The organism is Paenibacillus sp. FSL R7-0297 (assembly GCF_038009025.1).
Lineage (GTDB): Bacteria > Bacillota > Bacilli > Paenibacillales > Paenibacillaceae > Paenibacillus_AQ.
The window spans coordinates 1,388,835-1,404,287 of record NZ_JBBPAQ010000001.1; the positions used below are offsets into that span (position 1 = coordinate 1,388,835).

The 15,453-nt window shown below is 52.2% G+C and carries 13 protein-coding genes; 8 read left to right on the plus strand and 5 right to left on the minus strand.

Going from position 1 to position 15,453, the window contains the following annotated elements:
* Positions 1 to 30 precede the first annotated feature (30 nt).
* Positions 31 to 1,356, plus strand: a complete 1,326-nt coding sequence (locus MKZ24_RS06095; RefSeq protein ID WP_042240672.1) for an extracellular solute-binding protein — start codon at positions 31 to 33, stop codon at positions 1,354 to 1,356.
* A gap of 209 nt (positions 1,357 to 1,565) precedes the next feature.
* On the opposite strand, the gene MKZ24_RS06100 is transcribed toward MKZ24_RS06095, so the two are convergent.
* Positions 1,566 to 2,945, minus strand: a complete 1,380-nt coding sequence (locus MKZ24_RS06100) for an MATE family efflux transporter (RefSeq protein WP_340781713.1) — start codon at positions 2,943 to 2,945, stop codon at positions 1,566 to 1,568.
* A 290-nt stretch (positions 2,946 to 3,235) separates the two neighbouring features.
* On the opposite strand from MKZ24_RS06100, the gene hxlA reads away from it, so the two are divergent.
* From hxlA to MKZ24_RS06125, 5 genes are all read left to right on the plus strand, one after another.
* Positions 3,236 to 3,868, plus strand: coding sequence for a 3-hexulose-6-phosphate synthase (gene hxlA, locus MKZ24_RS06105; RefSeq protein ID WP_042240666.1), 633 nt, complete (start codon positions 3,236 to 3,238; stop codon positions 3,866 to 3,868).
* A 6-nt stretch (positions 3,869 to 3,874) separates the two neighbouring features.
* Positions 3,875 to 4,432, plus strand: a complete 558-nt coding sequence (gene hxlB, locus MKZ24_RS06110; RefSeq protein WP_042240663.1) for a 6-phospho-3-hexuloisomerase — start codon at positions 3,875 to 3,877, stop codon at positions 4,430 to 4,432.
* Between the two features lie 283 nt (positions 4,433 to 4,715).
* Positions 4,716 to 5,099 (plus strand): winged helix-turn-helix transcriptional regulator, encoded by a 384-nt coding sequence (locus MKZ24_RS06115; protein ID WP_042240661.1) that lies wholly within the window; start codon positions 4,716 to 4,718, stop codon positions 5,097 to 5,099.
* 40 nt (positions 5,100 to 5,139) lie between these two features.
* Positions 5,140 to 6,276 carry an NADH-dependent flavin oxidoreductase gene (locus MKZ24_RS06120; RefSeq protein WP_340781715.1) on the plus strand — a complete coding sequence of 379 codons (1,137 nt, stop codon included), beginning with the start codon at positions 5,140 to 5,142 and terminating at the stop codon, positions 6,274 to 6,276.
* Between the two features lie 217 nt (positions 6,277 to 6,493).
* On the plus strand, positions 6,494 to 6,901 hold the full coding sequence (locus MKZ24_RS06125; RefSeq protein WP_340790069.1) for a winged helix-turn-helix transcriptional regulator: 408 nt from the start codon (positions 6,494 to 6,496) through the stop codon (positions 6,899 to 6,901).
* Between the two features lie 44 nt (positions 6,902 to 6,945).
* Here the strand turns inward: MKZ24_RS06125 and pepT are convergent, their stop codons facing one another.
* The 4 genes from pepT to MKZ24_RS06145 all read right to left on the minus strand — a co-directional run bounded on the left by pepT (position 6,946) and on the right by MKZ24_RS06145 (position 11,555).
* Entirely contained in the window at positions 6,946 to 8,178 is a 1,233-nt protein-coding gene (pepT, locus tag MKZ24_RS06130; RefSeq protein WP_340781717.1) for a peptidase T, read from the minus strand.
* A gap of 96 nt (positions 8,179 to 8,274) precedes the next feature.
* Positions 8,275 to 8,934, minus strand: a complete 660-nt coding sequence (locus MKZ24_RS06135; RefSeq protein WP_340781718.1) for a sortase — start codon at positions 8,932 to 8,934, stop codon at positions 8,275 to 8,277.
* Positions 8,935 to 8,962: 28 nt separating this feature from the next.
* On the minus strand, positions 8,963 to 9,991 hold the full coding sequence (locus MKZ24_RS06140) for a hypothetical protein (protein WP_340781719.1): 1,029 nt from the start codon (positions 9,989 to 9,991) through the stop codon (positions 8,963 to 8,965).
* Positions 9,992 to 10,538: 547 nt separating this feature from the next.
* Positions 10,539 to 11,555: an LLM class flavin-dependent oxidoreductase gene (locus MKZ24_RS06145; protein ID WP_171719127.1), complete on the minus strand. Its 1,017-nt coding sequence runs from the start codon at positions 11,553 to 11,555 to the stop codon at positions 10,539 to 10,541.
* A 1,010-nt stretch (positions 11,556 to 12,565) separates the two neighbouring features.
* Between MKZ24_RS06145 and MKZ24_RS06150 the strand changes: the two genes are divergently transcribed.
* Both MKZ24_RS06150 and MKZ24_RS06155 read left to right on the plus strand, forming a co-directional pair.
* Entirely contained in the window at positions 12,566 to 13,570 is a 1,005-nt protein-coding gene (locus MKZ24_RS06150) for a LacI family DNA-binding transcriptional regulator (protein WP_340781720.1), read from the plus strand.
* Positions 13,571 to 14,004: 434 nt separating this feature from the next.
* On the plus strand, positions 14,005 to 15,435 hold the full coding sequence (locus tag MKZ24_RS06155) for an ABC transporter substrate-binding protein (protein WP_340781721.1): 1,431 nt from the start codon (positions 14,005 to 14,007) through the stop codon (positions 15,433 to 15,435).
* The last annotated feature ends 18 nt before the right edge of the window (positions 15,436 to 15,453 follow it).

The window sequence follows — 15,453 nt, forward strand, 5'->3', positions numbered from 1 at the left end:
CCGCGTAATGTGATATGGGAGGCTATAGCAATGTTGAGGAATAACATAACCAAGGGACTGTTCCTGACACTTACATTGGCCCTTGCTCTAACAGGCTGCAGCTTTACACAGGATAATAATAGTGCGGAGGCAGCCACCAATGCTTCGGCCCCAAAAATAACGATTCATATGATGCACTTGTGGCCGGCCGGCCTCTCCGCCCAGCAGAATAAGCTGGTTAGCCAGATCATCGGAGAATACGAGAAAGAGAATCCTAATATTATTATCCAGCAGGGCGTGCTGGAGAATGAACAGTACAAGAATAAGCTGAAGGTGCTCTCTGCCTCGAATGACCTGCCGGATGTAGGAATCACCTGGGCTGCGGGCTTCATGGAGCCTTATGTGAAGGGCGGATTATTCGCTCCGCTGGATGACATCCTGAATGGTACGCGGTTAAAGGGTAAATTCGTAACAGGCACTACTGAAGCCTATGTAGTCGATAATAAGACCTACGCACTGCCGATTGAGCTGAACATTTCACCGGTATACTATAACAAGGATATTTTTGCGAAATATAATCTCCAGGTGCCTGTTACTTACGAAGAGTTCAAGCAAACGGTAAGAACGTTATCCCAGCATGGCGTGGCTCCGGTTGCCCTTGGCAACAAGGACCGCTGGACCGGCTCACTATGGTATATGTACCTTGCTGACCGTATCGCCGGCAGTGATACACTGAAGCGCGCTACGAAGGGGACAAGCTACTTCGATGATCCCGGCCTGGTCCGGGCTGCGGCTGAAGTGCAGACGCTGGTGGATATGAACACCTTCAACAGCGGTTTCAACGGGCTATCCAATGATGAGGGCAAATCGGAATTCTTGAATGAGAAGGCGGCAATGTATCTGACGGGTACCTGGGAGCTTCCCAACTTCACGACGAATCCGGAGATCCCGCAAGACTTCAAAGATAAAGTAGGGTTCTTCAAATTTCCGACTGTGGAAGGCGGAAAGGGCAATATCAACAGCTGGGTCGGAGGACCGGGTGTCGGACTGTTCGTAGCCGAAGCTTCCAAGGTTAAGGAAGCAGCGAAAGCATTTGTCGAATATTTCGTATACAAATGGGGGGAGGCGTCTGTAACCAGTGCAGGTGTGATTCCGGCGACCAAAGTGGATACCACGAATGAAGAGCTGCCGCAGCTGTATGTCGAACTGCTGAATGAATTAAACCATGCGAGCAGTATCACCCTGTTTGCTGATATCCAGATGAAGCCGAACGCCGCCCAGGTCCATCTGGATATGATTCAAGCACTGTTCGGCAAAGCGATTACACCTGAGCAGTTCGCGGCCAAGCATAAAGAAGCTGTAGCCAAAGGAACCTAATAAGCGTACAACCTTATCACAAAGGGATGCCAATTAGCCGGATTACACGGCCGGGGCATCCCTTATTTGCGGAGCCGGATAATTAAGGCAGTCAGACGTGTTGTCATAGTCTTCCTCATTCTTCCTGCCAAATGAATAGGATTATGTATTCAAAAGGCGGCCGCCCCAATCGAAGAGATCAGGGTGAACCGCCTGTTTGTTGTCGCAGGTTAATGCGCCGGCGCAGTGCTCAGCGGTTCTGCAGGTTCATGCTGGATCAGGCCGTGCTTCTCCCAGGCTCTGCTCTTCCAGCGGAAGTACATAATGACCGCCCGCACCCATTCATCGAATGCAGTGGTCAGCCAGACTCCGGCCAGACCGAGATCAAGCGTGAATACCAGGAAATAGCCCAGCGGCAGGCTCATGCAGACCATGGAGATCAGGCCCATGTAGACCGGAAACTTGGCATCGCCGGAAGCGCGCAGCGAGTTGATGATGACCAGGTTGCAGGTGCGTCCCGTCTCAAGGAAGAAGCTGAGCAGGATGACTTGGGCGCCCATAGTTATAATCGTTTGATTATCCGTGAACAGGCCCATTAGCGGTACGCGGAACAGAATGACAACCGCATCCATAATTACGGTGACCAGCAGCGCCCATTTCACACTGGAGAACACCCGCGAGTAAGCTTCCTTAGGCCGCCTTGCGCCCACGAGATGGCCGACAATGATCGAGGTGCCCATGGATACGGCTACGCTGAAGAGGAAGATATAGCTGGAGATGTTCAGCGCGTATTGGCGGGTAGCCATGGCTTCTGCACCCAGATAGGTGATGTATAAAGTGAAGACCAGCTGGCAGCACTGATAGATCACCGATTCAAATGCGGACGGAATGCCGATTTTGAGAATCTGCCGCACATATTTTTTGGAGAGATGAATGTAATAGGTCCATTTGACCCGCACCTCCATAATCCGGTAGAGCAGCAGGAAGTAGAGGATCAGACAGATCAGGCGGCTGGTAAGCGTTGAAATTGCAGCCCCCTCTACACCGAGCGCAGGCAGTCCGAAATGTCCAAAAATCAGCAGATAGTTGCCCCCGACGTGGATCACATTCATCAGCATGGAGACGATCATCGTATGTTTCGTGAAACCGTGTGTACGGATAGTGGCAGCCAGTGCATTGAGCAGTGCCTGGAGGAAGATCCCGCCCCCGACAATATTTATGTACGATCTGGCGTAGATGAGAATATCGCCCGTCACGTTCAGTGCGCTCAGCAGACTGCCTCCGAACAGCAGCAGAATTGTACTCAGAATAATTCCGACTGCAAGATTGAGTGTTATGGCATTGCCCGTTACCTTGGCTGCTTCTTTGGGCTGCTTGGAACCGAGATACTGCGACACGACAATGGCCGCGCCGTTCCCGATAACACTGAGCACGAGAATCGCTATGGCAATAATCTGATTGGCCGCCCCGACACCGGAGACGGCATCATCCGATACGGAGCTGATCATGAATGTATCTACACTCCCCATGAGCATAAACAGGAACAACTCGAGGAAAATCGGCCAGGTCAGCTTAATTAAATTGAACTCTTTGGGTTTGTTTGCTTCCATAATAAACCTTACACCTTCTTGTTGATAAAATAGGATTGCCGCTGGAGAATTTGTAAATCTAATGTATGGTAGCACAGCTTATGTGAAAATGCAGTGAATTTAAGAAAATCGTAAATAAAATCAACCTTCGTTTTTCAAAAAAGAGGCATCAGTGAGCCCCTTCCCCGCCCAATAGTATCCTTCAGGTAACTACATCACAATAAAGTGCCTACTTCCCTTATCGGCAGTATATCCCTAAACTTAGTACATCACTTACTAAAATATATTAACGACGAGGAGATTCTAAACCTATGAAATTACAGCTAGCACTCGATCTGGTGGATATTGCGGGAGCCAAGGCCATTGTTGCGGAAGTTGCCGAATTTATAGATATCGTGGAAATTGGAACACCGGTTGTCATTAATGAAGGTTTGCATGCGGTAAAAGCGATCAAGGACGCTTTTCCGGCCCTGACCGTCCTGGCCGATCTCAAAATCATGGATGCCGGCGGCTATGAAGTGATGAAGGCTGTAGAAGCAGGGGCGGGAATCGTTACCGTGCTTGGCGTGTCCGATGATTCAACGATCCGCGGCGCGGTGGAAGAAGCCAAGAAGACCGGCGCAGAAATCCTGGTTGATCTGATCAACGTAAAGGATCTGAAGACCAGAGCCGCTGAAGTGGACGCACTTGGCGTTGATTATGTCTGTGTGCACTCCGGATATGATCATCAGGCAGAAGGCAAGAATTCCTTCGAGGATCTGAGAGCGATTAAGAGTGTGGTTACAAAAGCGAAAACAGCGATTGCCGGCGGGATTAAGCTGAGCACGCTGCCTGAAGTGATTGCTGCGAATCCTGATCTGGTAATCGTGGGCGGCGGGATTACCGGCGAAGCGGATCAGAGAGCGGCTGCGGCGGAGATGAAGCGCCTTGTAAGCCAGGCCTAAGCAGCTATGGATACGCTGGATTACGCACAGGAAATTGTGAAGGAGCTGCAGGGCTCGGTCTCCGGGCTGAACGCCGGAGAAGGCGAAGTCATGGCGGAGCTGCTGCTGCGCTCCGGGCAGATCTTTGTAGCCGGTGCCGGCCGCTCCGGACTGATGGGCCGGGCGTTCGCGATGCGGCTGATGCAAGCCGGGCAGGCTGCGTTTGTCGTCGGGGAGACGGTCACCCCGGGGATCGGCTCCGGCGATGTGCTTGTGCTGGGCTCCGGCTCCGGCGAGACTAAGGGGCTGGTATCCATGGCGGAGAAAGCCAAGGCGATCGGCGCAGCTATAGTGCTCGTGACCGTCACCCCAGATTCGTCACTCGGGCGTCTCGCAGATTATATCGTCAAGCTGCCGGGCTCGCCCAAGGATCAGACAGGCGGGAGCTATGCTACGATCCAGCCGATGGCTTCCTTGTTTGAGCAGACGCTGCTGGTATTCTACGATGCCGTCATCCTACGGATGATGGAGCAAACGGGGCAGACCACCGGTAAGATGTACGGTAACCATGCGAATCTGGAATAACGTAACGTAAAGCCAGCCTGTCCGGAACCTCCGGGCAGGCTGGCTGCATTCTAAGCGTGTCAGGGGGTGGCGCTGCTGAAGCTGATACTGATACTGCTGCCGGAATGGGCAGCAGCACTGTCTATTATGGCAGGGGCAAGGCCCTTATGCAGCATACAGACCGCGGGCCTTAGGCCAGCGGTCTGTTACGTATTTATGGGTCTGCCCCAGGGCGTCTTCCGGCGGTGTGCAGTCCCCGGGTGTATTGTAGTATGATATTAAGGAACGAAAGGAGGGACTTGTATTGGCGACTGAGATTAAAGACCGTATCAATCTGAAGGAAATTAACTGCGAGAAGGAGCTTACGCTTGCCGTCATCGGCGGCAAATGGAAGCTTATCATATTGTGGCACCTGGGTCTGGAAGGGACCAAACGCTTCAGCGAGCTGAAGAAGCTGATTCCGCATATTACCCAGAAAATGCTGACCAATCAGCTGCGTGAGCTGGAGGAAGATCAGCTGGTATTCAGGCGGGTGTATGCTGAGGTCCCGCCGAGAGTAGAATACTCCATGACGGAGTATGGGCATACGCTGATGCCTGTGCTGCGCATGATGTATGACTGGGGCAAGAATTACGGGGAGAACGTCATTTGGAAGGACGACCCTGAACGCAACAGATCGATGAAATGAAATTCATATAGATTTAGACAAATGGAGGAGATTGATAATCATGCTGAAGACAGAATATAGCCCGCTGCTGGAGACGTTTAAGTTCGCGAACGGCATTGAATTGAAGAACCGTGTGGTGATGGCACCGATGACCAATTTCTCCTCGAATGAGGATGGAACCGTCTCAGGGCCGGAGCTTGATTATTACATCCGCCGATCCAAAGGGGCAGGAATGGTTGTTACAGCCTGTGTATATGTATCACGCGGCGGGAAAGGCTTCCCGGGTGAATTCGGTGCTGACCATGACGGGCTGATTCCGAGCCTGCGCAAGCTGGCCGAGGCCATTAAGGGTGAAGGGGCGAAGGCGGTTCTGCAGATCTTCCATGGCGGGCGCCAATGCCCTCCGGCACAGCTGCCTGACGGACAGACGGTCAGCGCAAGTGAAGTACCTTCGGAACTTCCGGGCGGCGGGCAAGGACCGGTTCCGCGCGCACTGACTGATGAAGAAATTACCGGAATTATCGCTGATTTCGGAGAAGCTACACGCCGGGCGATCGAGGCCGGATTCGATGGTGTGGAAATTCACGGTGCCAACGGCTATCTGCTGCAGCAGTTCTTCTCCCCGCATTCCAATCGGCGCGAAGACCGCTGGGGCGGCGATCTGCAGAAGCGCCTGACCTTCCCGCTGGCTGTTCTGCGCAGTGTCAAGGATGCGGTGAAGCGGCATGCACAGGGTGAATTCCTTGTAGGGTACCGCTTCTCGCCTGAAGAGCCGGAAACACCGGGAATTACGATGGCCGATACCTTTGCGCTGATCGATGCACTGACAGGGGAAGGGCTTGATTATCTGCATGCTTCCCTGATGGAGCTGTGGTCGTTGCCGCGCCGGGGTACCGAGGATAGCCGTCCGCGGATCGAGCAAATTGTAGACCGCGTGGGAGGCAAGGCCCCTGTAATTGGAGTAGGCTCGCTCTATACCGCTGCTGATGCCCTGAAGGGTCTGGACAGCGGGATCAGCCTGGTCGCTCTGGGCCGTCCGCTCCTGATTGAACCGGACTGGGTTCAGAAGGTTGCCGAAGGGCGTGCAGCTGAGATTAAGACTGAGCTGGACCCTTCCGCCCAAGCTGAGCTTGTAATCCCGGACCCGCTCTGGAATGCACTGATTCATACGCCGGGCTGGCTGCCGGTGAAGCAGTAAATAGCAGGTAGCAGGAGGGTGTCTGTCCTGCGTCTGTAACCTATTCATGACCTCTGGGTGCCTATATTTAAGGCTTCCAGAGGTTTTTTGCCATATTGCATAAACGTGGAAATCTATATATGATACAATCGTATTAATTAACGGAGCATCCTACAATGAGGAGTTTGCAGATATGAATGTACAGGGGAGAAACGATAGTTCCGGCGATGCGGAAGAGATGAGGCGTGATGAAGAAATGGTTTCTTTTCAGCGGACGCTTGAGGTCATCGGCGGTAAATGGAAAGGAGTCCTTCTCTACCATCTAATCAGCGGTACAAAGCGGTTCAATGAACTGCGCAGATTATGTCCGGGCATTACCCAGCGGATGCTGGCCATGCAGCTGCGGGAGCTGGAGCGTGACGGTCTGGTTCACCGTGAGGTGTACCCGCAGGTGCCCCAGAAGGTAGAGTATTCTCTGACCGAGTGGGCCCGGGGTCTGGAATCCGGCCTGCTTAGTATCAAATACTGGGGCGAAGGATACAGGGAGGTACTGGCCCAGAGTGGACCTGAGCTGCAGCCTGCAGGCGGCCGGGCCAGAGAAGACTCCATGGAAGCAGCTCCGCGCAGCACAAATACCCCCGGATAAGCGAGGTGCGCTTTACCGGGGGTATTTGTGCTATGCGGGAGGAGTTAAGCTTTTTGCTCAGCCAGACGGGCAATCTCTACGATAACCTGAACAGCCTTCAGCATCACGTCTACAGAGGCGTATTCGAATTTGCCGTGGAAATTCTCGCCGCCGGTGAAGATATTCGGTGTCGGCAGTCCCATGTAGGACAGCTGTGAGCCGTCAGTTCCCCCGCGGATCGGGCGGATCACCGGAGTAATTCCCAGACCCTCCATCGCTTCCCGGGCAATATCAACGATGTGGCGCACCGGTTCGATTTTTTCACGCATATTATAATACTGGTCATTCATCTCCAGCACTACATTGTCTGCTCCGTAAGTCGACTTGAATTCATCCACAATGGCGGCGATATGGGCTTTGCGGTTCTCAAAATGCTCGCGGTCAAAGTCACGGATGATATAATGCAGCTTGCTGTGCTCGGCGTTGCCCTGCATGGAGATCAGGTGGTAAAAGCCTTCGTATCCATCCGTGAATTCAGGCGCTTCACCGGCAGGAAGCCGGAGATGGAAGGCCATGGCGATTTTGGAAGAGTGGATCATCTTGCCCTTGGCTGTACCGGGATGCACGTTGACCCCATGGAAGCTGATTTTGGCGGCAGCGGCATTGAAGCTCTCATACTCCAGCTCTCCGAGCGGGCCGCCATCAACGGTATAGGCATAGGAAGCGCCGAATGCTGCAACGTCGAACTTATGGGGGCCGCGTCCAATTTCTTCATCCGGGGTAAAGGCAACTCTGATCTTGCCGTGTTTGATCTCCGGATGCGCGAGCAGATACACCATCGCCGTAACGATCTCCGCAATACCAGCCTTGTTATCTGCCCCCAGCAGGGTAGTGCCGTCGGTGGTAATCAGAGTATGCCCCTTGTAGCCGCTCAGCTCCGGGAAGCTCTGTGTGGTAAGGACGACGTTCAGCGCCTCATTCAGCACAATATCGTTCCCGTCATAGTTCTCAATAATCTGCGGCTTCACATCCGTGCCGGTGAAATCAGTCGCCGTATCCAAATGGGCCAGGAAGCCGATTACCGGAACATCCTTGTCCGTGTTGGCTGGCAGTGAAGCCATTACATACCCATGCCCGTCCACTGTGACTTCCGTCAGCCCGATCTCCTGCAGCTCCTCTACCAGCTTATGGGCAAGCACCATTTGGCCGGGGGTGGAAGGGCAGGTCTCGCTGTCCTCATTCGATTGGGTATCCATTTCAGCATAAGAAATAAAACGCTTGATCAGCTCTTGTTTCAATTCAGGTCATCTCCTCTTCATCTTCGTATGTCTATATTATCACGATCCGCCAGAGGTCTCATCCCCGTGCGGACTTCCGAAGAGAGAAATGTCTGCTTACGGCTGCCGTACCAGCGGCTTGCCTGCAATCAGTTTGGCTGAGAGCAAATAGCGGTCAGGAGCTGAACCAACGTAGGAGAAGGGATAACAGGTGATCAGGGTAAGGACAGCTTCTTCGCTTGGCTTAATCGCTCCCCGTGCTTCTGCGTCTACAATCCTGCTCCCTGTGATTTCATAGGTGAACTTCCCGTCCGCCGTCTCGAGTTCAATGATATCGGACACATCCAGATCCCCAAGGCTCCGGAACACTGTGTCGCGATGTCCTGCCAGTACGCTGTTGCCGGTGGAGCCTATGGCTGGGCTTCCTTCGTCATGTCCTGCCCCTTTTTTTAGAGCGGCCCGTCCCGTCCCCTCCAGAATAGCCACCCGTTTGTCCAGCTTGGGAAAATAGATCTCGCCAATAACCTCCCCCTCCGTATATGCGGGGTTGACGCCGCCTTGTTCTGCTGGGGGGCTGATCATGCCGTCAGGCAGCGGAGTCTCTTCCTCTGTTGCGGTGGGGAACTGGGCTTCCTCCCTCTTTTTCTCCCAGGTTTGCAGGGCTTTCCGGGCTTCTGCGGGAGCTTTGAAGATCTGGACGGCCGAATACAGCATGACGCATAAAGAGAGTATGAAGATTAGCTTCACGGCCATGGATATACCGGAACGCTTCTTCATACTCTCTCCTCCAGCCTTCTGTAAAATATTATTTCTTCGATCCCAGCTTGCGAATGGCAATCAGACTGATAATAGCTACGGCCATGCTGGCCAGAATCAGATTGTACCAAGGTTCAGCGGTATCTGGCAGCTTGCCGTCCTCATCCGGTCCGGCGAGCGGAAGCTCGTCATCGGTATGGGTTACCCCGTTATCCGGTGAAGGCGCTGGTGTACTGCCGGCGGTGACAGCTCCGGCGTCTGGCGTAGCAGTCGGGCTGCTGCCTACATTGTTATCCCCATCGCCCAGCGGTACCGGTGCTTCACTTACAGTCACTTCATCAACTGCCGGTGTTGCCGTAGCGGTTGGTGATGGTGCTGGCGTTAGGCCAGGTGCCGTGCTGCTGGATGGCGGATCCGTCGGTGCCTGTGTTGCTGTTGCTGTTGGCGTGCTGCCGGGTCCCTCTGGCGTTGCCGTAGCAGTCGGTTCTGCCGTAGGCCCAGCTGTAGGGTCTGGTGTAGCGGTCGGTACCGGCGTTGACGTAGGCGCAGCTGTCGGGTCTGGTGTAGCGGTCGGTATCGGCGTTGACGTAGGCTCAGCAGTCGGCGCAGGATCTGCCGTAGCGGTGAATTCAAAGGCTACGCTCACCGTCTTCCCCTGAAATTCATTGCCGGCTTCAGGCGGGAATAACACGTCCATCTGGATGGCCTCTTGTGCAGCGCCCTCAAGCGAGCCGATAGTCACCCGGCCTTCTGCCTCGCTCATTACCCCTGTATAGATGATTACTCCCTCTTTTTGCAGGGTCATTTGCAGGATTTTGTACAATTCTGCGTCCCCGGAGAGGAATTTGAAGTCTACAGAATAATCAAACGGGTCATTTCCGTCGTTGATCACCGTATAGTCTGAAGCCATAGTATCTCCCGGCTGCATGTTGTTCATGGTCGCAGTGCTGGTCGTATGCGAATTCACGGTCAGCTTAATCGTGTCCTCGGCACTGGCCCCTCCGGCATGCCATACGACACCAGCCAGAACAACTAGAATATAAGCGCCTAGCAAGGACGCGCGATAGCTCTTTTTCACATTCCCGCCCCTCTCTTCTGGGAAGTCATCTTTACTCTATTTCTAGTTCACTCGTCCGCCTACAACCCGTATTTCCTAGCCTATAACCGCCTAATTCTGCAGTTTCCAGCCACGATTCGCCGAAATTCATGCTTATTACGCATGTCATGTCAAATAAAGTGGTTTTTAATAGAACCACTACGAAACAGGGCGATAGTACCCGAAAGAACGAACCTGAAGAATGCAAATTGCGCATTTGTTCGTTATAACGAATAACTACAGTATAATCAAATTTAAAGATAAATAAAAACACAGAAATCGGTCTAAATGAGGTATAAATGAAGGTTTGATGCACATAATAATTTGTTTTCTACAGTTTACTGCTGTTCACTCATTATTTCTCCGGATATTAATGAATACGTAGTATTTTATAGAGAACAGTTCATTGTTAATCTGTAAATGAAGAGACTAGCGGTGTTTCTTGCATACAAATAGCCCATTTAAGTTACATGCACGGATCTCTCCGTGTGTAGTTAAATGGGCCGGTTATTTGATGGGCGGTATCGGCTTATTGCTCCTGCAGCAGCTCGGATACCAGCTTATAAGAGTGCAGGCGTGCGGAGTGATCATAAATCTGTGATGCAATAATCCATTCGTCGGCAGCCGTCTCCTCGAGAATCTCCAGCAGCCGTTCTTTGATTAGCGAAGGATCGCCGGCAATGGAATATTGCTGTTTGCTTAGCAGCATCGCCTTCTCCTGCGGCGTCCAGATTCCATCCAGGCTGTCCACCGGAGGCTGGAGCTTGCCGGTACGGCCGCGGATGATATTCAGGAATTGCTGCTGCTGTGAGGTAGCCAGTCTGCGCGCTTCCTCCACCGTATCTGCAGCGGTAATTCCCAGTCCGATCATGACATGGGGCTTATCGAGCACAGCGGAAGGCTTGAAGCTGCTGCGGTACAAATGCAGTGCCGGCAGCAGGTAATCCGGTGCAAAGTGGCTGGCAAAAGCAAACGGCAGACCGAGCTGGCCCGCAAGCTGGGCACTGAAGCCGCTGGAGCCAAGCAGCCAGATCGGAATATTCAGTCCTTCGCCGGGAACGGCGCGTACACCGAGCGGGCGGCCGCCCGCCCCGTTAGCGTCGAAATAAGCCCGGAGCTCGCTGAGCTGCTCGGGGAATTCGCTGCCGTCGCTGCCAAGACCTCGTCGCAGCGCTCTGGCAGCCGCCTGGTCGGAGCCGGGGGCCCGGCCGAGGCCAAGATCGATGCGTCCGGGATATAAGGACTCCAGCGTGCCGAACTGCTCGGCGATAACAAGCGGTGCGTGGTTGGAGAGCATGATGCCTCCCGAGCCGACGCGGATACGCTTGGTTCCTCCGGCTACATGTCCAATCACAAGGGACGTGGCAGAGCTGGCAATGCCGGGCATATTATGATGCTCCGCCAGCCAGTAACGGTGGTATCCCCATTCTTCGGCATGACGTGCTAAATCAAGTGTGTTATGAAATGAATCCGCCGCTGTTCCGCCCTCGCGAATAGGGGCTAAATCCAGCACGGAGAACGGAATGTCGTGCAATTGCTTCACCATAATCCCTCCCATAATGGATGCTTCAGCATCAGTAAGCAGTATTTGCAGCTATAGATTGATCTACCCGCCAATTATAACATGAAATAATATTATTTACACACTTTAAGTAAGCGGTATGGAGGAAGAGGGGATATTGCGGATGAAGGGGCAAAAATCCTGCACCAAATACAACATTTTCCTCCTCATGCCGGTCTTAATCCAAAATTGTTGACAAAAGGCAGCGTTTCACCCTTTTCAAGTGGTTCAGCAGGATTATTCTTGTATTTCGTACAACAATCCGCCCGATCACCCGGCTAACCATCAATCCAAATTGTAAAACGTACAACATTTTTGTCTACAGTTATGTAGTGTCTACAATGTCTGCAGTTTCTACAATGCTTCCTAAGAAGTCCCCACTCTGCTACTGGTGAATTAAGTGTAAAGCATTGACATACTCCGCCAGTCCTGCAATGACTGACCGGTAATTTGAATGGTTGTCTGCAGGAAATACAATTAAATGCTGTGCATTCCACACTCGCTACTCTCAACAGATATACAGGCGTTGTTCAGCAAGATAGATCTATATACGTAAGGTCACTCCATATAGGTACAGCGATTAATGTGCTATAGCTACATAATGGTCTGCAGAGTAAGGGAGCAAGGGTCAGCAGTGAGTTGAGAAGCTTTTCAGATGGACGGAGGTGTTTAAAAAGGGGCGTTGTCCAATAGCCAGATAGGCAGAATCCGCAGCTGGTGAATAGCATAAAGGGAATTAATTATCAGAATTTTCTTCTGGGGGAAGCGGAATGTAAGCGTATAACAAAGATCTTGCCAATTTACGGGAGCCTTGCTATAATCGCTTTGAAAAGCTTTTCTAAATAGAAACGGCTATCCTGTGCTTCAGGAAAGCCTATGCTTCCGGAGCAGCGATAGTACATATCGGCTCAGGTATCCGTTTCAGCGAGAAAGATAAGGAACATTTATTGCGTAAGCATTAAACTCTTATCTTTATAAAAAGGAAGTCAGAAGCTATGAAGCCAACAATCAGAGATGTAGCCAGAATGGCCGGTGTATCCATCAGCACGGTTTCCCGTGTAATGAATGCGCCGGACACAGTAGTTGAGAGTAAACGCAGCCGGGTGATAGAAGCCATAGAAGCGCTGAAGTATCAGCCTAATGCGTTTGCGCGCGGTTTGATTTACAAGAAGTCTTATACACTGGGCCTGCTTATTCCCGATATTGAGAACCTGTATTTCGCAGGGGTGATCCGGGGGATGCAGGATGCCTGCATTAAGCTCGGCTACAGTCTGATGATCTGCAATACAGACCGGGACAAGGAGCGGACGCTGTCTTATATCGATACCTTCCATGAGAAGCAGGTGGACGGAGTCGTGTTCGCCAGTGATGTGCTGTACCCCGAGTATTATGAGAAGCTGGTAGGCTGCAGAATTCCGTTCGTGCTGGTCTCCTCCCATTCCGATGAGTATGAGGTGGCTTCGGTGGAGGTCGATGATGAGAAGGCAGCGTATGATGCGGTGAAATTCCTGATTGAGCTGGGTCACCAGGAGATCGGAATGATCGGCTTCAATCATGATAACTCGGTGTCCGGGCCCCCGCGTGTTGCCGGATTCGTCAGAGCGCTCAAGGAATTCGGTTTGGAACGTAATGTGGAGAAGGTCAAATACGCCAATCACCGCTTTGAACAGGCGTATCAGGCATCGCATGAGCTGTTCAGTGACTATCCGGAGCTGACCGCTGTATTCTGTGTGGCCGATGAGTTCGCCATGGGAACGATCTCTTATCTGAAGGACCGCAATATTCTGGTGCCGGGTCAGGTGTCGGTGATCGGTTTCGACAATCTGCGGATGTCCGGCATGTTCATTCCGAAGCTGACAACGATCGCACAGCCGATTTATCAACTGGGTTACCGGGCTGCGGAGAAGCTGCATGAGTTATTAACGACCGGCTCTGTGGCTGTCATGAAAGAAAAGATGGAGCATAAGCTGGTTGTAAGAGAATCCTCGCGTGAGAAATGAAACCTGCTTGCGGACAGGATTGAAGCGCTGCGGCCTGGGTTGTGGAGGGGCAGAGCGGTCTCTTTTTCTAAATCTGAAAAGCTTTTCACCAAAATTCAGCAGATTAATGTAAATTATTACGCTTAGTTTACACGAAAATCTGCCGAAAATACGGTTGCCAGAGGTGAAAGGTGCAGAAATACCTCAAATTAAAAATAAAACCCTGGAAAAGATGAATTTACAGTATTGGAAACGCATTCAACATGTGATATTATGGAAATGTAAGCGCTATATTAATGTTGCTGACTCAGGAATCCCTGACATTAAACTGTACAAATTATCATTCTCTGAAAAGCTTTGCAAGGAGGTGGTCCAGTGCTCAGCCGGTAGCCATTCCGGGAATTAAGCTGACCTAATGCAGTCTCTAAAAACAATTAAAGGGGATGTATGAAACAATGAAGAAGGCTCCAGGACGTAAACTGTCACTCGCTATGGTGCTGTGTTTATCCTTCACCATGATGCTCAGCGGATGCGGCGGGAATAACAATAATGCGGCACCGACGGAAGCCCCGGCAGCAACAGAGGCCCCGGCAGCAACAGCAGCAGATAACAACCAGGAATCGACAAATAATGCGGAGGCTACAGCTGCTGGCAGCCCGCTGGACTTAGCGATGAAAGGTGAATATAAAGGGACTAAGGTAACGATGTTCGGCCCGTTTGTGGACGCCGACCAGGTGAAATTTGAGAGCAGCATCAAAGAGTTTGAAGAAAAAACAGGCATAGATATTCAATATGAAGGCTCCAAGGAATTCGAAGCTACGATTAATATCCGTGTCGACGGCGGCAACGCTCCGGATATCGCTGACTTCCCGCAGCCGGGCCTCCTGGCTTCCATTGCGAAGACCGGCAAGGTAGTCGATCTGACCGGGGTGCTGGATCAGGAGAAGCTGACAGCCAATTACAATAAGAGCTGGCTGGATATGTCCACCATGGACGGTAAAGACGGCAAAATTATGGCCGGGATCTGGAACCGCAGCAACGTGAAGAGTCTGGTCTGGTATCCGAAGAAGCAATTCGACGAAGCCGGATACACGGTCCCGCAGACTTGGGATGAGATGATGGCGCTGACAGAGCAAATTGCCAAAGACGGTGATCCTGCCTGGGCGATTGGCATTGAGAGCGGCGCGGCTACCGGCTGGGCAGCCACCGACTGGGTAGAGAACATTATGTTGCGTACCACAACTCCTGAGAACTATGACAAGTGGGTAGCCGGAGAACTGCCGTTCACTTCTCCTGAAGTGAAGAATGCAGTAGATGTGATGTCCAAAATCTGGCTGAACAAGGATTATGTATACGGCGGCGCTAAATCCATCGTAACCACGGCTTTCGGGGATGCTCCGAAGCCAATGTTCGAGAATCCTCCCAAAGCCTGGTTCAACCTGATGGGGAACTTCATCACCAGCTTCTTCCCGGAAACTGCCAAGGTTGATGTAGATTATGACTGGTTCTACCTCCCGCCGATTGATGAGCAATACGGCAAGCCGGTTCTGGTAGCAGGCGACATCTACGCGATGTTCAATGACCGCCCTGAAGTACGTGCAGTAATGGAATTCTTCACTACCGGTGAATCGATCAAGAGCTGGGTACAATCCGGCGGTGTAGTAGCGCCAATGAATGATGCTCCGCTGGACTGGTACCAGTCCGAATCCGACCGCCGGATGGCGCAGCTGGTGCAGGATGCTTCGACCCTGCGGTTTGACGGCTCTGACCTGATGCCGGGTAAGGTGGGTGCAGGCACGTTCTGGAAAGGCATGACCGACTATGTGAGCGGAACGGCTACTCTGGATCAGGCGCTGGAGCAAATCCAGTCGGGCTGGAACAACTAAGGAGCGTGTAAGCGGGAC